Consider the following 18,458-nt stretch of genomic DNA (forward strand, 5'->3'; position numbering starts at 1 on the left):
ATGGGGGTCAGACGAAGCGAGGTGGTCCCCGGGACGGCGGAAGCAGACGCCAGATCGCAGGCGGTGCGCGTGGTGTGCCCGGGTATTGCCGGATCTGACGGCTTGCGGTCCTACGTGTCGGTACGACAGGCAGGCTGGCAAGGATGACCGCCAGAAGCTGTAACAGCGGACAGAGCGGACAAGTGCCGTCATGGGAATCGTGGTGGTGATGCTCCCCAGCCGTCATTCCGGGCATGGGGCCGGTCATCACCATGGGTGACGGTGCAATGTCGATCCCCGTCAGGCGCTCGATCGTCGCCCGCGGACTTTCTTCGGGATAGGCGCATCCCTGAAGGACCAGCTGCCCCAGAAATCCCAGAAGAACCATGGCGATGACTGCAAGGGCAGACAGACTGGACCGTTGGTTCGAGGAGGGAAAGAGGCGGGACATGACGCCCACATCTGGCGCGCGTGTCGCAGCCCGGTCAAGGGAACGGAATACGGCCCAGCCCTATATTTTTGTCAGTTTTCAGCCGATTATTGCTCAGGCGGGATCAGTGGAGTGGCTTCTGGCGCCCTGTCAGGACATTCCCGGCCGATGCCGCCGCGATGCATAGAACGCCCATCCAGCGCATGATGGACAGCGCCTCATGCAGGAAAATGAATCCTGAAAGCGCACCTAGCATCGGCTCCATGCTCAGCAGGATTCCCAGCTCGCGCGGGTTCAGGGTCCGCATCGCCATCATGTCCAGAATATAGGGCACGGCCGAGGACAGGACCGCTACGCTCAGCGCGGCTCCCCCCTGCCAGGGATGGGTCAGCACCGTCGGGATCGTCGGAATCAGGCAGGGCAGAAGCAGGATACCCGCCGTGCTCATGCCCAGAGTGGTGGCGACGGGGGCGGGGAACATCTTGCCCATGCGTGTGCCGGTCAGGATATAGACCACCCAGCCACACCCGCTCAGCAGGGCCGCGGCCACGCCGAACAGGTTGAGTGACGACAGGCCGACCGTTGCGCCTTCCGGTCGTAGCAGCAGGAAGAGCCCCAGAACCACAAGCCCCGCCCAGCACAGATCCAGCCATCGGCGGGAACCGACAAGCGCGAGCGTCAGGGGGCCGGTGAATTCAAGGGCTACTACGACGCCCAGCGGCAGCCGGACCAGCGCTACATAGAAGCAGAAGTTCATGACGGCGACGGCAGCGCCATAAGGTAGCAGCAGTTTCAGGCGTTCGACCGTCAGCGAACCGCGTGTCGGTCGCCAGATGCACAGCAGGATTATGGCCGCCAGACACACGCGCAGCCCCACCATGCCGGTCGGACCGAACAGGGGAAACAGACCCTTTGCCAGCGTTGCGCCGATCTGAAAGGAGGAAATCCCTCCGATCAGACATCCGACGGCCTTGAGCTGGCTATGAGACTCCGTGGAACTGGCCGGTGACGACACGCTCAGACGTCGAGCTCGTCAACGGATCGGGCATGTTCCTGAATGAAGCGGAAGCGCAGCTCCGGCTTGCGGCCCATGAGGCTCTCGACACGCTCGCTGGTCGCCAGACGGTCCTCGGCCGGGGTGATGACCCGCAGAAGCGTACGCCGGGCCGGATCCATGGTCGTTTCCTTCAGATCCTTCACCGGCATCTCACCCAGGCCCTTGAACCGGGAGACCTCGACCTTCGCATTTGGCTTGAAGTCGGCCTTGATGCGCCGGACGCGGTCCTGATCGTCCATGGCATAGACCGTCTTGGGTCCATGCGTGATGCGATAGAGCGGCGGCTGAGCCAGATGCAGATGGCCGTGACGGATCAGCTCCGGCATCTCACGATAGAAGAACGTCATCAGCAGCGAGGCGATATGCGCCCCGTCCACGTCAGCATCCGTCATGATGATGACGCGCCCGTAGCGCAGGCGGCTGATATCGAACGACGCTCCGATGCCACAGCCCAGAGCTTCGGTCAGGTCCCGGAGTTCCTGATTGGCCCGCAGTTTGTCAGTCGTTGCGGAGGCCACGTTGAGGATCTTTCCACGCAGCGGCAGCACGGCCTGCGTCTCGCGGTCACGCGCCTGACGCGCGGACCCACCAGCCGATTCGCCCTCCACGAGGAACAGCTCCGTCTCAGCTGCATTTTCGCGCGTGCAGTCCGTCAGCTTGCCCGGCAAACGCAGCTTGCGCGTCGCGCTTTTACGGGCCGTGTCCTTGACTTCACGACGGCGCAGACGCTCTTCCGCCCGCTCCATCATGAAAGCCAGCAGATTGTCAGCCTGTTGCGGGTTGCCGCCCAGCCAGTGATCCACACGGTCCCGCAGCGCACCTTCCACCAGCCGCGAAGCTTCCTGCGAGGTCAGCTTGTCCTTGGTCTGGCCCTGGAACTGGGGGTCGCGGACGAAGACCGAAAGCTTGGCGGCTACAGATCCCAGAACGTCCTCGGCCGAAATCGCCGCGGCCCGCTTGACCTTGCGCTGATCGCCCCAGGCCCGCAGTCCCTTGACCAGAGCTGAGCGGAAGCCGGCCTCATGCGTGCCACCCTGAGGTGTGGGAATCGTGTTGCAGAACGAGGAGAGCGACGCCGTACCGCTCTCAAGGAACGCCACAGCCCATTCCACGCGTCCGCCCGTGCGTCCGTCCGCTGCAACCGGCAGTTCGACATCACCCGCCCAGAGCGGTGTCAGCAGGTCCGGATCAGGGCCGAGTTCCGCTGAAAGGGCGTCTTCCAGACCGTTAGGGAACTGGATGGTGGCCTCGGCCGGCGTCTCGTCTCCGGCCTTGATGAGGGACGGCTCACATCTCCACTGGATCGTCACCCCCCGGAACAGCGCCGCCTTGGAGCAGCACATCCGGTAGAGGCGCGCAGGGGAGAAGTGGTGGTTGCCGAAGATTTCCGGGTCGGGCGTAAACCGCACGGTCGTCCCGCGACGGTTGGGCGCATTCCCAACTTCCGCCAGCGGCGCCAGCGAGACACCGCGCACGAAGTCCTGCCGGTACAGCGTCCGGTCCCGTGCGACCTCGACTTCCAGCTTCTCAGACAGCGCATTGACGACCGAACTGCCGACGCCATGCAGACCGCCAGACGTGTCATATGCCTTGCCGGAGAACTTTCCACCCGCATGGAGCGTGGTGAAAATCACCTCAAGCGCGGATTTCTCGGGAAATTTTGGATGGGGATCGGTCGGGATGCCACGGCCGTTGTCGCGCACCATAAGCGTGCGCGGGCCTTCCAGCCTGACGTCGATGGTGGTGGCGTGACCGGCCACCGCTTCATCCATCGCATTATCAAGGATTTCGGAGGCAAGATGATGATACGCGGTATCATCCGTGCCGCCGATATACATGCCCGGACGGCGCCGGACGGGCTCAAGCCCTTCCAGCACCTCGATGTCGTGGGCGCCATATTCCGTGTCGACCGTGCCCTTGCGGGCGCCGCCGGTCCGGGTTTTGCCTGTCTTTCCTGACTCGAACAGATCGCTCATGTCTGCGTTGTCGCCGTCCCGTCACGGAACGTCAAGCGAACGCTTCGCGACAGGATCAGAGATCGGCTCAGGCGCGGTTCGTGTGGCGGGTGGCTGCCCGTTTCGTCACGCCCTTGCGGGAGTGGCGGTCCACGGTCGCCGGAGCTTCGCAGCTCTCATAGGAGGCCGGCTGGGCCACGTCCTTGGCCTCAGCGTAATGCGCCAGATCGGACGCTGATTCCAGAGCGTCGATCTCGTCGAACATCGCCTCGCGCTGCTGGCAAAAGACCGTGCCGGACTTCAGCCCACCCAGCGACTGGATGTCGGCCAGCTGTGTGATGTAATCGTCATGCTCGACCTGGGCGCGACGGCCATAGGTCGTGCGGAAATAGCTGTTCAGACGCTCGTCGGCGTTCAGCAGGGCCGGGCGGAACTTGCCGACGAAGGCATTGTAACGCTCCTGCGCCTTGCACGACAGCGCCGTCACCATCAGCTCGGATTTCAGGCCGGCCACATCGAAGGCTTCGTGAGCGGGCGAATTGCCGCAGTCCGCAGCGCGGGCGGACAGGGGATGAACGGCAGCAAGCGTAGCGCAGGAAAGCCCGACAGCAAGCAGGCTCTTGAAGGAACGACGGAAGATCGACGGCATTGACAGACTCCACAAGACCGGATCGACCGGCCACAACCACTGGAACAGACTACCTGCGGTCGACCCCCCGCGAAAGCTGATTCTGCGTCTGAGGAACGTGCGGCAAGCCCTTAATCCGAAACATGATTTCGTGGCAGAAAATTGGCGGGGGACGTCCCGGGGCGAATTTATCGCTCCCCGGGCACAAAATACCGTCAAAATGGCCACACTGTCCCCATGCAGCCTTTCGCCCCGTGCAGTCCTGTTCTACATGCGAACGTCTGTCTGCCGTGAAAACGCGGCATGTCCTGTCACGATGCGTTGGAGTTGACCGTGCGTCTGCGAGGTTCTGCCATTACCCTGGGTTCGGCACTGGCCGTTTCCCTGCTTCTCTCCGGTTGTGCCCAACAGCCGATCGTCCAGCGTTCCGTGGCCCCGAATCCCTTCGGCTACCAGCGGACCTCCGCTGTCTGCCACGTCTCCGCCGTCAAGAAAGCCGCTGACGGCACGATGAGCGTGGATATGACGGTCCGCAGCGATGACGGACTGTGCTCCATCGCCATCCAGAAGCCGATGGGTGGCAACTATGCCTCCTTCGGCGTCAACCCGCCGCCGACACACGGCAAGGCCTTCCTCTATAATTATGATGGCAAGACCTATGTGGATTATACGCCGGCCACGGCTTACGCCGGAACGGATTCGTTCACGGCCGAGCTGATCCCCGGTGGCGGTCAGAAGCGCGAGCATCTGACGATCCACGCCACGGTGGATGCAACAGGCGTCGTTGTCGCCAAGCCGCCCGCAGTCGTTGCTCCGACGCCCGCGAAGACGACGGCCAAGAAAGCCACCGTCCATCATACGGTGCGTCGCAAGAAATAAGTCTTTTCCATCACGTCGATGGGTCTGAAAGGGCGGAGAGGTTTCTCTCTGCCCTTTTTTATGCCGGAAGGGCGTGCAGCTGACGCAAAAAAAACCGGCGGCCTCGTAAGAAGCCGCCGGCTGACCGGGAATCAGGGTCTGTTCGCAGACCTTACTTGAAATCGATTTCTACGCGGCGGTTCTGGGGCTCGCGGGTATTGGCGGCGGTGACCACCAGCGGATGGCTCTCACCAAAGCCCTGTGTCGTGATCAGCCCTGCAGCCACGCCGTCACGGACCAGCTCTTCCTTGACCGTGTTCGCACGACGCTGCGAGAGCGCCATGTTGTAGGCCTCGCCACGATGTCCCGGATGGGCGGCTGACGTGTCGGTATAGCCGCTGACCTCGATATGCGTGACCTGCACGGAGGTGGAGTTGCGGGCTGCGGCCGCCACCACGGCTTTCGCGCGTGTGCTCAGTTCAGCCGAATCCCAGTCGAAGAACACCAGATAGGTGCGGGTGGGGGCCGGACCCGGGATCGGCATGGGAGCCGCAACCGGCTTGGGCGGCGGGGGAGCCGGATTGAACTCGTAGCGCAGCCCCAGCATCAGCGAATGGTTGAAGTCCGTGCGGGTATCGCGGTTGCCACTGGACACCCCGAATTCCTTGGTCTTGTCCCAGCCGCCATAGATTCCGGTCGCTGTGGCATGATGCCCGTTCGGACCCATCAGCGTATAGAACCGGTATTCCGCCGTGGCGGACAGGCCCACGACCCAGGGGACGGGGAAGGACAGGCCGAAGATGCCCTGATAGGCGAAGTTCCCGCTTGTACCGCCGACATGCTGGTCAAAGGCCCCGTTCGGGGCATGAACATAGGTGTTCATGGCCTGCCAGCCATAACCAATGCCGGCGCCAAAATACGGGAAGACCCAGGATTTGCCAATGTCCATGTCGAACAGGGCGTTGGCCATGACGCCATAACCCTGCTGACGGCCACCAACTGAAGACGGGAAGGTGCTGGAGCGGAACTGCTGCAAACGGTTGTTGCGGTAGTTGCCTTCGACCTCGACGCGGAATCCGTTTCCGAGACCGTAGCCCAGACTGCCAATGCCGGTCACACCGGCCTGGTAATGGTCCCGCCCGCTCGGAAAGACCGGGGACAGACGCGCGGTCTGGTCCTGGTTGAAGCTGGCGCCACCTTCACCGGCAACATACAGGCCTTTGACGGGCTGTGCGGTTGCGGCACCCATGACGAGCATCGAAACGCCTGCAGTGAACCCGGCGCGGGTAAGCCAGGTCCTGACAACGGATCGTTGCGTCATGTCCATTTCTCTCCAACCAGCCAAATCTGCCAACCTTATCTGTGTGTGTTCTTGCCGAAAGCTCGGACGATGGCAACGCATCACACGACACAATGCCGCATCATGCGGTTTTCTTTATGGCAGGTTCGCCATGTGCTGTGTCTTCACTCCCACAGTTTACGCCTCTTCGTCCAGATCGAGCCTTCGCGATCCGAGTGTGCGCTCTATGGGCTGGGATACGTCCCGCATCTCCAGCTCGATGATCCACAGGTCAGGGTCATATTTTTTCTGCCGCTCCAGATAGGCGTCCACGCCTGCCGGATCGGTGGCATCCACGCGGGCCCACCCGTTTCCGTCTTCGCGCAGGACGCCGGTTCCACCCGAGCGGTCGGCCAGAACGATCAGGACCGCGCCGGCGTCCTCATCGCCTTTCTTCAGGACCATGGCCGAGGTTCCGTCCGAGGAAATACGGCGCAGGACAGCCCGTACCCAGAGTCCCGTTTTCAATCGTGCGCCCATGACTGTTTCCGTTCGTCCTGCAAGGTTAGTGGATGGGCGCGCTGTTCTCGTCAGGAACAGACTCCAGCGCCGCCTTGTAGGCGGCAGGAGAAGACAGCAGCGACCTGGCGGCGTCCATGTCGGCATCCGAGCCGATGGCGGCCGGGCAATGTTTCCGGATATCGAGGATTTTCGTCACCGGAACCGGGTAGCGGGCCGCGCGTGCCATCTGCACGGCCTCGCCCTGCAGGGTGTTTCCCTGCTTCAGGGCGGAGAGCTGGGCCTGAAGGGACTCGGCACCAAGCGACGTGCAAACCTGCGGCATGACGCCCAGACCCTGGATGGGCCAGCCGAGCGGGGCCTGATTGCGACTCCACGTCACGAACAGCTCACCTCCGTTCGGCATCTGTCCGATCACCTGCACGAGTCCCTTGCCGAGCGTCTCGCTCCCGATCACGACGGCGCGCCGGTGATCGGCCAGCGCGGAGGCCAGGATTTCAGCCGCGCTGGCTGTCCGTCCGTCCACGAGAATCACCACCGGCGTGCCATTGGTCATGTCGCCACCCTGAACGGCCCAGATATGGTTGGCCAGAGGGTTCCGGCCATGCGTGGTCACGGCCACGCCATGATCCAGCAGCAGGGCCGCCGTGGTGACGGCCTGCTGGAGGACGCCGCCGCGATCACCGCGCAGGTCGAGAATGATCCCCGCGGTCTTGTTTTTGCTGGCAGAAGGGACCGGCGTATCCGGTGTCGGTTCGTCCACGACCTGATCGATATACTGGCTGATCTCTTCCGCTGTCTGGGTCGAAAAGGACGTGACGCGCAGAACGGTGAAAGGCCCGTCCGTCGAGGCAAATACGGTTTCAGGCGGAACCTGTGCCCGTTCCAGTTTCAGCGTCGTTGTTCGATGGCCTTTCGCGGCGATCCCCAGCGTGACGGCGGTATGCTCGTCCCCCTCCAGCCAGCCCTGGACCGTGGTGACATCCTGACCACGCGTCGGCCGGCCGTTGACGGAGACCAGACGCTCGCCCGTATCCACGCCGGCTTCCCAGGCGGGGCCGTTGGCGTTGACGGCCGTAATCACGAGCATGCGGCCGCTCTGGCCCAGACTCAGGCCCACCGTTCCTGTATTGCCGGTTCGCCGCGTGCGGTCCGAACTGGCGGGGGAAGGACCGAGATATCGGGAATAGGGGTCGAGATGATTGAAAAGTTCGTCGAAAAAGCCCTGCAGAAGCGCGTCTGATCCGGCCTCCCGCAGTGTGGCGGAGTGCTGCCAGGCTGCCTGCATGGCTGCCGTGACCAGATCGGCCCATGCCCCGTTGCTGTCCGCGGCCGGCATGATCCGGCTGAACACGACCGTCTGCCCCTGAAGGACATTCAGTATTGTGGGCGCCTGCACAGACGCGTCGCCAGAGGTTTTTTCCGCCGCCATTGCGCCGCCGGGGGCAGGCGCCGGTCCCGATACTTCAGGGCGCGTTTCCGTGATGGAGAGGGTCGGATCGATGGCCGTCAGCCCGTCCAGTCCCCACAGGCAGAAATCCCGCGCGGAATGCGCCTCAAGCGTGCGGGGCTCCAGAAAGCCAAGGGCTGCGACCAGCACTTCCCGTGTCAGGGAAACTGAAAGTGTCGGCTGCAGTATGGGCGCGGCGGCGGAGATGGAGGGGGCCGCCTGTCCTGAGGCTCCGGCTGCATCCGGGGGTGTCTGGGCCTTTGCGGATCCTGCTGGGGTGATCAGGATGAACATGCAGAACGCCAGACAGAGAGCCGGGCGACATGCCGCCTCGCGGCTGCGCGGCATGAAATGGATCATAGGGCGGACGGCATGACGCAAGACGGGGTCCTTGGAGACGGGACGGCAAAGAAGGCTGCTTCCCGTAAGGCGACCACGCCACAAACTTCAGCCACGGTAAAGACTTGCCAGACCGAATGTGGGGTCGGCAGTGCCGTCAGGCAACACTGTCGACCCGATCTGTTTTCAGCCTTCCGACGACGTGTCGGAAACAGTCTTACGCTTCCGTGGCGTTGTGGTTTTCGTCTTTGTGGCGGATTTGGCCGGACTACGCTTTGTTACCTTCTTCGGAGCCGCCTCATCCCCTTCCGTAGCCGTAACGGATTTTTTCGGCTTTGCGGTTTTCGGGGCCGCTTTTTTCGCGGAAGTTTTTTTTGCGCCACCTTTCAGTGGCTTGCCCTTCTCCGCCAGAAGCGCCACGGCCTCATCCAGCGTGACCTCGTCCATATCCTGCCCTTTCGGCAGGTTGGCGATCAGCTGGCCATGCTGGGCGTAGGGACCAAACCGTCCCTTGCGGATCATGACCGGTTCGCCGTCCTTCGGATGGGGCCCCAGATTGCGGATGGAGGCCAGTTTCTTGGCCAGTGCATCCACGGCCCGGTTCAGCCCGACGGTCAGGACGTCGTCATCCTTGTCGAGCGTGCCGTAGATGGCGCCCATCTTCACATACGGTCCGAAGCGCCCCAGCCCAGCTTCGATCTTCTCGCCTGTCTCGGGATGAATCCCGACCAGACGCGGCAGGGACAGCAGTCCCAGCGCCTGTTCCAGCGTCATGGTGTTGCCATCAATGCCCTTGGGAATGGTCGTCCGCTTGGGCTTGGCCTTCTTGTCTTCGGGGTTCGGCTCTCCGCGCTGGATATATAGCCCGTAAGGCCCGCGGCGGATCGAGATGTCCTCGCCAGTCTCCGGATCCTGACCCAGAACTTTCGGGCCATCATTCAGCCCTTCAGAATCGCCTTCCTCGGCCACCAGACGGCGGGTGAACTGGCAGGTCGGGTAGTTCGAACAGCCCATGAAGGCGCCGAACTTGCCCAGCCGCAGGCCCAGCCGTCCGGTTCCGCAGGACGTGCAGACGCGCGGATCAGCACCATCGGGGCGCGGCGGGAAGAAATGCGGTCCCAGATCTTCGTCCAGGGCGTCGATGACGTCCGAGATCTTCAGATCCTTGGTCTGTGCGACGGCAGCCGAGAAATCGTGCCAGAAGGCGGCCATGACATCATGCCAGTCGGCCCGACCGCCCGAAATGTCATCGAGCTGCTCTTCGAGCGAGGCCGTGAAGCCGGTATCGACATAGCGCTCGAAGAACGAGGTCAGGAACGCCGTCACCAGACGGCCGCGGTCTTCGGGAACGAAGCGCCGTGCGTCCAGACGCACATAATTGCGGTCCCGCAGCACACCGAGGATGGAGGCGTAAGTCGAAGGACGGCCAATGCCGATCTCTTCCATTTTCTTGACGAGCGAGGCTTCCGAATAGCGCGGCGGCGGCTGGGTGAAATGCTGCTCGGCATCCACAGTCTTCGTCGTCAGGCGATCGCCTTCCTTCATCGGAGGCAGAAGCTTGCCGTCCTCGTCCTCGGCCTTCGTATCGTCGCGGCCCTCGATATAGAGCTTGAGGAAGCCGTCAAACGCGATGGTTGAACCCGTCGCACGCAGAAGCGTCTGGCCGCTCGCATCCGCCAGCGTCACCGCCACCTGATCCAGTTCGGCCGACTGCATCTGCGAGGCGACGGAGCGCTTCCAGATCAGCTCGTAAAGCTTCTTCTGCTCCGGCGTCAGAGCATGGGCGACCTGCTGCGGTGTCAGGAAGACGTCCGTCGGGCGGATGGCCTCATGGGCTTCCTGCGCATTCTTGGCCTTGGTCGAATAACTGCGTGGAAAATCCGGGACGTATTCGTCCCCGAATGCCTTGCCGATATGGCCGCGAATGGCGCTCACGGCTTCCTTCGCCATCGTCACGCCATCGGTCCGCATATAGGTGATCAGACCGGTGGTCTCGCCACGCAGATCCACACCTTCATAAAGCTGCTGGGCCGTACGCATTGTGGTCTGCGCGCTCATGCCGAGCTTGCGCGAGGCCTCCTGCTGCAGCGTCGAGGTCGTGAACGGCGGCGGCGGGTTGCGCTTCGTGCGCTTGCGCTCGACGGAGCGGACCGTGAACTGTCCGCCCAGAACGGTGTCGCGCGCGCCGAAAGCCAGTTGCTCGTTGTTCAGGTCGAACTGGTCGAGCTTCTCGCCCTTCAAATGCGTCAGACGCGCCTGGAACGCTGCTTTACCCGGTGTCGTGAAGCCGCCGGTGACGGTCCAGTATTCCTTGGGCCGGAACACCTCGATTTCGGCTTCGCGCTCACAGATCAGACGCAGCGCTACGGACTGTACACGCCCGGCACTGCGGCTTCCTGGCAGCTTGCGCCACAGGACAGGAGACAGTGTGAAGCCTACCAGATAATCCAGCGCGCGCCGGGCCAGATAGGCGTCGATCAGCGGACGGTCCAGTTCACGAGGTGCCGCCATCGCTGCCGTGACGGCTGATTTCGTGATTTCGTTGAAGGTGACGCGATGGACGTCGACGTTCTTCAGAAGCTTCTTTTCTTCCAGAACGCTGCGGACGTGCCAGGAAATCGCCTCACCCTCGCGATCCGGGTCAGTGGCGAGGTAAAGGTTCTTCGCCCCCTTCAGCGCCTTGGTGATGGCGGAAATCTGCTTGGCACCGCGCTCGTCCGTCTGCCAGCTCATGGCAAAGTTCTCGTCCGGGCGCACGCTGCCGTCCTTGGGCGGCAGATCCCGCACATGGCCGAACGAAGCGAGCACGGTATATCCGCTTCCCAGATACTTGTTGATCGTCTTGGCCTTTGCCGGGCTCTCGACCACCACAACGTCCGTCATCGCCACTCCGGTATTCCGCGTCACTTCAGTTCGGCAGCAACGCCACGCGTCCGCCGGGCACAAACTCCACGACCCCGCCAAGCTCAAGCTCGGCCAGCGTCGCAAGCACTGCCGACACGGAGAACTGGCAGCGGCGCACCACATCGTCAACTGCTACCGGTGTTACAGACAGGAGGGAACAGACCGTCTTCTGGGCCAGATCCGGCTCAACCCAGTCCTCGCTGGTGGGGCTGCCCCAAGGCGTGGAAGACTCGGAAAAGCCCGTCAAAGGCGGGCTGTGGGCGAATGAACGCTGCCAAGGTGCTGCTTCGCGCGGGGGAAGCGCCGAGGGCAGGACCTGAAGAATATCGTCAATATTTTCTGTCAGGGTGGCCTGGCCTGTTTTCAGCAACTGGTTTCCGCCCCGTGACCGAGGATCGAGCGGTGAGCCGGGCACGACGAGGAGTTCGCGGTTATAGGACTGGGCCAGATCAGCCGTAATCAGCGTGCCGGATCCAACCGTCGCTTCAATGATCAGGCACCCCAGCGAAATCCCGGCGATCAGGCGGTTGCGCCGTGGGAAATGGCGGGCCTGCGGAGCTGTGCCGAGCAGGGCTTCCGTCACCAGACAGCCCCTTTCGGCGATCTGCTGCTGAAGGGCGGCATTCTCGGGCGGATAGACATGATCCAGGCCGCCCGCGATGGCCGCGACCGTCAGTCCGGGATGAAGAGCTGCGGCATGGGCCGCCGAGTCGATTCCCCGTGCCAGCCCGGAAATCACGCAAAGTCCCGAATGGGCAATTTCGGCCGAAAGGCTCTCCGCCATCCGGATTCCGGCCGCAGACGCATTGCGGGCGCCCACAATTCCCACGGACCTTATTGAGAGTTTGCGGACGTCTCCAAGTGTGAAGAGGACAGGCGGGGCATCCGGGATGCAGGATAGGAGCAGCGGATAGTCCGCATTCCCCCGCACCAGCATCTTTCCGCCCAGTTTTTCAAGGCGTTCCAACTCATCCGACATGCGCGAGACGGTCGGAATGAGAGGGTCTTCCCGGCGTCCTGCCCTGCGCATACGGCCGGGCAGGGCGGCAAGGGCAGCGCCCGCACTGCCGTACTGCGTCATCAGTCGCGCAAAGTTGATCGGGCCGACGCCCGTTGTCCGCGCCAGACGCAGTATGTCGATTCGGTCTGTTGCGGGCAGGACGGGGCGCATGTCCGGAGAAGCTGTCATAGGATCTTTTCCTTAAGACAGATTTCTTAACGGGTGCTTAAAATCTAGCGCCGGGATGCCTGGTCAACCTTCACGCGCGGTTCGCGTCCCGTCACAAGCCGGGCAATATTGCTGGAGTGCCGGGCCCAGATCAGAAGTGAGATGAGAAGCGTCGCCACCGGAATCGGCGTGTGCAGCGGCCGCCCGGACAATAGCAGCATCAGTCCCGGTGCCAGCAGGAATGCGGCCAGTGCTCCGGCCGAGGAAATCCGGCTCAGCCGTGCAACCAGCAGCCAGACCACGCAGCAGGCCAGTCCCACCGGCCAGCACAGGACCCAGATCGTCCCTAGCCCTGTTGCAACGCCTTTCCCGCCCCGGAAACCGAGCCAGACCGGGAAACAGTGCCCGATGACAACCGCTACGGCCGCCACGGCCATGGTGGTTTCGCTGGCGCCTGGGAAGAAAAACCGGGCGATCAGGACAGCCAGAGCCCCTTTGAGGGCATCCAGCAGAAGCGTCGCTGCTGCCAGGCCCCGACGGCCCGTGCGCAGGACGTTGGTCGCACCGATATTGCCCGAGCCGATCTTGCGGATGTCGCCGCCACCGGCCACGGCCGTCAGAAGCAGCCCGAACGGGATGCTCCCGATGACATAGGATACAAGAGACAGCAGGATCAGCTGTGCCTGAAAGCCGCTCATGAAGCGGCTCCTGCCCGTTCATCACCGGACAGCTCATCCGCGGTGAAGACTTCCACGCCGCGTTTGAAGGTTCGCAGGACGCGACCCTTCAGGTCTTTTCCATCGAAGGGCGTGTTCTGCGCCCGGCCCGGAAGGTTTCCGGCCACGACGGTCCAGGAGGCTTCCGGATCGAACAGGCACAGATCGGCATCGCTTCCAACCGACAGCGTTCCGGCCTTGAGGCCAAGTAGTGCCGCAGGGGCCGAGGTCACCAGACGCAGGGCATCAATCAACGGCAGCCCAGCCCCGAGCGTGACCCCCAGAAGGGTGACCAGTCCTGTTCCGCCCGCCCGTGCCTGTGCAAATGGCAGCCGTTTGTCATCCGCATCCGCCGGGGCATGATCCGACGCTACGGCGTCAATCGTGCCATCCCCCAGTGCTGCACAGACGGCCTTGCGGTCTGCTTCGTTGCGCAGGGGAGGCGACAGTTTCGCATAGGTGCGGAAATCGCCGATATCGTCTTCGGTCATGGCAAAATAGGGCGGTGCCGTATCGCAGGTCACCCGGATGCCACGGCTCTTGGCCTCGCGGATCAGGTCCAGTCCTTCTGCCGTCGAGACATGCGCGAAATGCAGCCGTGCGCTCGTCATGGCTGCCAGACGCAGATCCCGCGCGATCATGATGGCTTCGGCTTCTGCTGGAACCGAGGGCAACCCCATCCGCACAGCCCGCGCTCCGGCCGTGGCGCAGGCGCCCTTGGCGAGGGAGGGTTCTTCCGGATGCTGCACCACGATGGCGTCGATGAAGCGCGAATAGGACAGCAGATTGCGCATCTGCTTGGCGTCTGAAATGGCCCGCGTCCCGTCCGTAAATGCTACTGCTCCGGCGTTCTGGAGCAGGCCGAGTTCGGCCATTTCCCCGCCCTCGCAGCCGCGTGTCAGCGCGCCGTAAGGATGGATCGAGACCATACCCGTCTCTTCGCCCCGGACACGCAGCAGATGAACCAGCGCCGGGTTGTCGATCGGGGGGGAGGTATTTGGCAGGACCGCCATGGTCGTGATGCCGCCGGCCACAGCCGCCCGGGCGCCAGAGGAGACGCTCTCGCGATATTCCGATCCCGGCTCCCCAAGCGTCACGCGCATATCCACCAGCCCCGGACACAGAACGGCCCCCGCGCCGTCAATGACCCGTGCTCCTTCGGGAACCGAGCCGTCCTCGCAGGTGACGATCTTGCCCTGACGCACCACAAGCCGTCCGGTCTCATCGCGGTCCGAGGCCGGGTCGATCAGACGGACATTTTCAAAAACGATATCACTCATGTCGGCATCCGTGCCCGGGACAGACGGTCCAGAACCGCCATTCGCACAGCCACGCCCATCTCAACCTGTTCGGAAATCACGCTCTGATCCGAATCCGCCACGTCCGAAGCGATTTCCACACCACGGTTCATCGGCCCCGGATGCATGACGAGCGCGCCGGGTTTCGCCAGCGCCAGACGTCTGCGGTCAAGCCCGAAGAAGTGGAAATATTCCCGTGCGCTGGGCACCAGACCCGCCCCCATACGCTCTTTTTGCAAGCGCAGGGACATGACGACATCCGCGCCTTCAAGAGCGCGGTCCATGTCGGAATACAGCTCGACATTGCCAAGTCCGGCCATGGCGCTGGGCAGGAGCGTTGGCGGTCCTGCCAGACGGACCCGGTTTCCGAACGCCGTCAGCAGATGAATGTTGGACCGTGCCACACGGCTGTGTCCGACATCACCGCAGATTGCGACTGTAAGGCCCTCAAGTCGACCAAAATGACGGCGGATCGTCAGCGCATCGAGTAGCGCCTGTGTCGGATGTTCATGCGTGCCATCGCCCGCATTGACGACACTGGCCTCGACCTTCTGCGACAGAAGAGCAGGGGCACCGGATTGCGCATGCCGCACGACCAGCAGGTCACAGCGCATGGCGTTCAGCGTTGCTGCCGTATCCAGAAGCGTCTCGCCCTTGTTCACCGAACTCGTGGCAACGGACATGTTGATCACATCCGCGCCCAGCCGCTTGCCTGCGAGCTCGAAACTCGTGCGGGTGCGGGTGCTGTCCTCGTAGAACAGGTTGATGACCGTCCGCCCCCGTAACGCATCACGCGGGGCGGAACGCGAACGGCTCAGAAGCGCGTAGCTTTCCGCCAGATCGAGGAACGGTACGAGCTGTTCGGCCGACAGCCCCTCGATTCCCAGCAGATGCCGGGGGACGGAAGGCCGCTCAGGCATTGACGGACCCGGAAGTGAGAACGGCCGCGATACGGGCCAGGACCTCGTCCTGCCCCAGAGCCGACAGCGTCAGGTCAATGCCCGGAGACGTCGTGGAGCCCGTCATGGCAGCACGTAGCGGCTGGGCCACGGAGCCGAGCTTGATCTCGTGCTTCTCGGCATAGGCGCGCAGTGTGGTGTCGATCGCTTCGGGCGTGAAGTCCTTGAGAACGGCCAGTTCCTTGCCGACGCCTTCGAGGACCTTGCGTCCGTCCTCACCGAGCAGCTTCTCGGCCTTGGGAGTAAAGGTCAGCGGCAGGGTGAAGCCTGCGAAAGCTGCATTATCTGCCAGTTCCACCAGCGTTTTGGCGCGTTCCTTGAGGCCCGGCATCATTGCAAGAATGCGTGCGCGGGTCTTGTCATCCGTCACAACGCCTTCGCGGCCCTGAAGACGCTCCATGACGTCATTGGTCAGGCGCTCGTCATCGGCCTGACGCATCCAGATGCCGTTCAGATGCGCCAGCTTGACGTAATCCATGCGCGACGGGGAGCGGCCCACGCCGTCCAGATCGAACAGCTTGATCTGCTCCTCGCGGGAAAGGACCTCGGCATCGCCATGCCCCCAGCCCAGACGCAGCAGATAGTTGCACAGGGCTTCCGGCAGATAGCCTTCCTCACGGAAGTCCACGACCGACTGCGCGCCATGACGCTTGGACAGCTTGGCGCCATCCGGGCCATGAATCAGCGGCAGATGCGCGAAATGCGGCAGGTCCCAGCCCATGGCGCGATAGATCATGGCCTGACGGAACGTGTTCGTCAGATGATCGTCCCCACGCATGACATGCGTGATCTCCATGTCATGATCGTCGCACACCACGGCATGCAGATAGGTTGGCGTGCCATCGGAGCGCAGCAGGATCAGATCGTCCATCTCCGCATTCGCCACGCGGACTTCGCCCTGCACCAGATCCTTGATGACGGTCTCGCCTTCGCGCGGTGCCTTCAGACGCACCACATAAGGCGCACCTTCAGGGGCCTCGGACGGGTCGCGATCCCGCCAGGTGCCGTCGTAACGGGGCGGGCGCTTCTCGGCCATGGCCTTCTCGCGCATGGCGGTCAGCTCTTCCGGCGTGCAGAAGCACTTGTAGGCCTGCCCCTTGGCCAGAAGCTCCAGCGCGACTTCCGTATGGCGGTCCTGACGCGCGGACTGGAAAACCGGTTCCGCATCTGCCTCGATCCCCATCCAGGCCAGACCGTCAAAGATCACGTCCACAGCCTTCTGGGTGGAGCGTTCCTTGTCGGTGTCCTCGATCCTCAGAAGAAATTCGCCGCCGTGATGGCGGGCAAAGAGGAAATTGAACAGGGCGGCGCGGGCATTGCCGACATGCAGCAGGCCCGTCGGGGAGGGGGCAAATCGCGTACGGATGGTCATGTCGCCGTCATATCACGCTCTGCGCCGCGCTTCCATCCGCCAGCGCAGGGTCCGGCACAGGGCAGGTTCATATTCCGAACCCGGCCGTCAAAACGCCGTGTCTTACAAAAAGCTAAGCCTCTTCAAGCGCGTGTGATTTCCTGCCCTCTGTCGAACCTGCCTATCCTGACCTTCAATAGTGCAGGTGGTACCTTTCCAATGAACCGACGCGATTTCAACGCCCTGCTGGCAGGGCTGGGACTGACCTTCGGAGAGGGCAGGATCCATCATGCCAGGGCTACGACTTCCCGCGTGGACGTTTTCACGCTGCGGGCCAATGACTGGGTTCCGAACAATCCGGATCTTCCCGTCATCGTGTATCGCAACGCGCTCGAAGCCGGGCCGGACCGTGAGGCGGTGTACGAGGACCTGTTCGCCCATAACGGCTGGCCGCCGCAGTGGCGCAACGGGGTTTACCCGTTTCACCACTATCACAGCCTGGGACACGAGGTTCTGGGCTTTTCCAACGGTTCCGCACGCCTGATGCTCGGAGGCCCGAAGGCCCGGACAGTCGAGGTGCGTGGGGGTGACATCGCCGTGCTTCCGGCCGGCACGGGGCACTGTAATCTCGGCTCGGACGAAGATTTTACCGTCATAGGCGCCTATCCGCCAAACCAGTCCTTTGACATCCTTCGTGCCGCCCCGACAGCAGAACAGCGCGCGCGCATCCACGGCCTGCCATTCCCGAAGACTGATCCGGTCCAGGGCGCAGCAGGTGTTCTCGCGCGGGAATGGCATCCTTCATGACGGCCTTTCCTCTCAGACGACGCCCCTTCCTCGCAGCGCTCGCCGGTCTGGCCACCGTCAGCAATGCCGTTGCTGTGGATACCGGCACCCAGAAGACCCGGATCGGCATCATCGGCACCGGCCATGTCGGCATGACGCTGGCTGAACTCTGGGTTCATGCGGGCTACCACGTCATGGTCTCAGCCCGTTCCCTGACCGAGGCACAATCACTGGCCACCTCGCTGGGCCCGCTCGCCACAGCCGGAACCCCGGCGCAGACGGCGGCCTACGGAGATGTCGTTGTCCTCGCCGTGCCCTATGGCGCCATTCCGCAGCTTGGTCCGCAGCTGAGTCGGACGCTGCTGGACAAGGTCGTGCTTGATCCGTCCAATCCCTATCCGTGGCGGGATGGGCCTATTGCAGAGACCGCGCAGAAGGATGGGGCGGGGGTGACGACGCAGCGTTATTTCCCTTCGGCGCATGTGGTGCGGGCGTTCAACTCGATCGACATGACCACGCTTCGCTCTGAAGCGCATCGTGCTTCCCCTTTGTTGGCCGTGCCGGTTGCGGGAGATGATGCGGGGGCGGTGTCACAGGTGGAGGTGTTGGTGAGGGCTGCCGGATTCGAGCCTGTCGTGACCGGGAATCTCGCCACTGCAAAACTCTTTCAGCCGGGCAGTCCCGGCTTTGAGCTGGAACAGGATGCTGCCGGCCTGAAAAAGACGCTTCACCTTCCGTAATCCGGGAGGCCGTCGTTCGGGAGGCGCGTGCCGCCGGAAAAT

At 63.1% G+C, this 18,458-nt stretch carries 16 protein-coding genes; 3 read left to right on the top strand and 13 right to left on the bottom strand.

The annotated features are described in order from the left end of the window. Window positions 1-7: 7 nt before the first annotated feature. The 4 genes from HKD27_RS10235 to HKD27_RS10250 form a co-directional block, all read right to left on the bottom strand. Window positions 8-430 carry a DUF2946 family protein gene (locus HKD27_RS10235; RefSeq protein WP_194689399.1) on the bottom strand — a complete coding sequence of 141 codons (423 nt, stop codon included), beginning with the start codon at window positions 428-430 and terminating at the stop codon, window positions 8-10. Window positions 431-533: 103 nt separating this feature from the next. Next, on the bottom strand, window positions 534-1,424 hold the full coding sequence (locus HKD27_RS10240) for an EamA family transporter (protein ID WP_194689398.1): 891 nt from the start codon (window positions 1,422-1,424) through the stop codon (window positions 534-536). A gap of 2 nt (window positions 1,425-1,426) precedes the next feature. Next, a complete protein-coding gene (gene parE, locus HKD27_RS10245) occupies window positions 1,427-3,442 on the bottom strand; it encodes a DNA topoisomerase IV subunit B (RefSeq protein WP_194689397.1) in 2,016 nt (671 codons plus the stop codon). 67 nt (window positions 3,443-3,509) lie between these two features. Beyond that, a complete protein-coding gene (locus HKD27_RS10250; RefSeq protein WP_155723183.1) occupies window positions 3,510-4,070 on the bottom strand; it encodes a hypothetical protein in 561 nt (186 codons plus the stop codon). A gap of 312 nt (window positions 4,071-4,382) precedes the next feature. Between HKD27_RS10250 and HKD27_RS10255 the strand changes: the two genes are divergently transcribed. Further along, window positions 4,383-4,928, top strand: coding sequence for a hypothetical protein (locus tag HKD27_RS10255; RefSeq protein WP_370544261.1), 546 nt, complete (start codon window positions 4,383-4,385; stop codon window positions 4,926-4,928). Between the two features lie 151 nt (window positions 4,929-5,079). Here HKD27_RS10255 and HKD27_RS10260 read toward each other — a convergent pair whose 3' ends face one another. From HKD27_RS10260 to gltX, 9 genes are all read right to left on the bottom strand, one after another. Further along, on the bottom strand, window positions 5,080-6,228 hold the full coding sequence (locus HKD27_RS10260; RefSeq protein WP_062496379.1) for an OmpA family protein: 1,149 nt from the start codon (window positions 6,226-6,228) through the stop codon (window positions 5,080-5,082). 156 nt (window positions 6,229-6,384) lie between these two features. Continuing rightward, window positions 6,385-6,726 (bottom strand): DUF1491 family protein, encoded by a 342-nt coding sequence (locus HKD27_RS10265; protein WP_062496222.1) that lies wholly within the window; start codon window positions 6,724-6,726, stop codon window positions 6,385-6,387. A gap of 25 nt (window positions 6,727-6,751) precedes the next feature. Beyond that, entirely contained in the window at window positions 6,752-8,503 is a 1,752-nt protein-coding gene (locus tag HKD27_RS10270; protein WP_228518437.1) for a S41 family peptidase, read from the bottom strand. Between the two features lie 177 nt (window positions 8,504-8,680). Next, window positions 8,681-11,377, bottom strand: coding sequence for a type I DNA topoisomerase (gene topA, locus HKD27_RS10275; RefSeq protein WP_194689395.1), 2,697 nt, complete (start codon window positions 11,375-11,377; stop codon window positions 8,681-8,683). Window positions 11,378-11,402: 25 nt separating this feature from the next. Continuing rightward, window positions 11,403-12,587 carry a DNA-processing protein DprA gene (dprA, locus tag HKD27_RS10280; protein ID WP_194689394.1) on the bottom strand — a complete coding sequence of 395 codons (1,185 nt, stop codon included), beginning with the start codon at window positions 12,585-12,587 and terminating at the stop codon, window positions 11,403-11,405. Window positions 12,588-12,631: 44 nt separating this feature from the next. After that, window positions 12,632-13,264 (bottom strand): glycerol-3-phosphate 1-O-acyltransferase PlsY, encoded by a 633-nt coding sequence (gene plsY, locus HKD27_RS10285; protein ID WP_194689393.1) that lies wholly within the window; start codon window positions 13,262-13,264, stop codon window positions 12,632-12,634. Further along, window positions 13,261-14,562, bottom strand: a complete 1,302-nt coding sequence (locus HKD27_RS10290; protein WP_194689392.1) for a dihydroorotase family protein — start codon at window positions 14,560-14,562, stop codon at window positions 13,261-13,263. Before HKD27_RS10290 ends, plsY begins: the two co-directional genes overlap by 4 nt. Continuing rightward, window positions 14,559-15,500: an aspartate carbamoyltransferase catalytic subunit gene (locus tag HKD27_RS10295; protein ID WP_194689391.1), complete on the bottom strand. Its 942-nt coding sequence runs from the start codon at window positions 15,498-15,500 to the stop codon at window positions 14,559-14,561. The genes HKD27_RS10290 and HKD27_RS10295 overlap by 4 nt, the downstream gene beginning before the upstream one ends. Continuing rightward, window positions 15,493-16,911, bottom strand: a complete 1,419-nt coding sequence (gene gltX / locus HKD27_RS10300) for a glutamate--tRNA ligase (RefSeq protein WP_194689390.1) — start codon at window positions 16,909-16,911, stop codon at window positions 15,493-15,495. Before gltX ends, HKD27_RS10295 begins: the two co-directional genes overlap by 8 nt. A 198-nt stretch (window positions 16,912-17,109) precedes the next feature. Here gltX and HKD27_RS10305 point away from each other — a divergent pair, with 198 nt between their 5' ends. Together HKD27_RS10305 and HKD27_RS10310 are read left to right on the top strand one after the other, a co-directional pair. Next, window positions 17,110-17,697 carry a hypothetical protein gene (locus tag HKD27_RS10305; RefSeq protein WP_062496207.1) on the top strand — a complete coding sequence of 196 codons (588 nt, stop codon included), beginning with the start codon at window positions 17,110-17,112 and terminating at the stop codon, window positions 17,695-17,697. Next, on the top strand, window positions 17,694-18,416 hold the full coding sequence (locus tag HKD27_RS10310) for an NADPH-dependent F420 reductase (RefSeq protein ID WP_194689389.1): 723 nt from the start codon (window positions 17,694-17,696) through the stop codon (window positions 18,414-18,416). Before HKD27_RS10305 ends, HKD27_RS10310 begins: the two co-directional genes overlap by 4 nt. Window positions 18,417-18,458: the final 42 nt, after the last annotated feature.

It is taken from the genome of Gluconobacter sp. R75690 (genome assembly GCF_015244525.1).
GTDB classification, from domain to species: domain Bacteria; phylum Pseudomonadota; class Alphaproteobacteria; order Acetobacterales; family Acetobacteraceae; genus Gluconobacter; species Gluconobacter potus.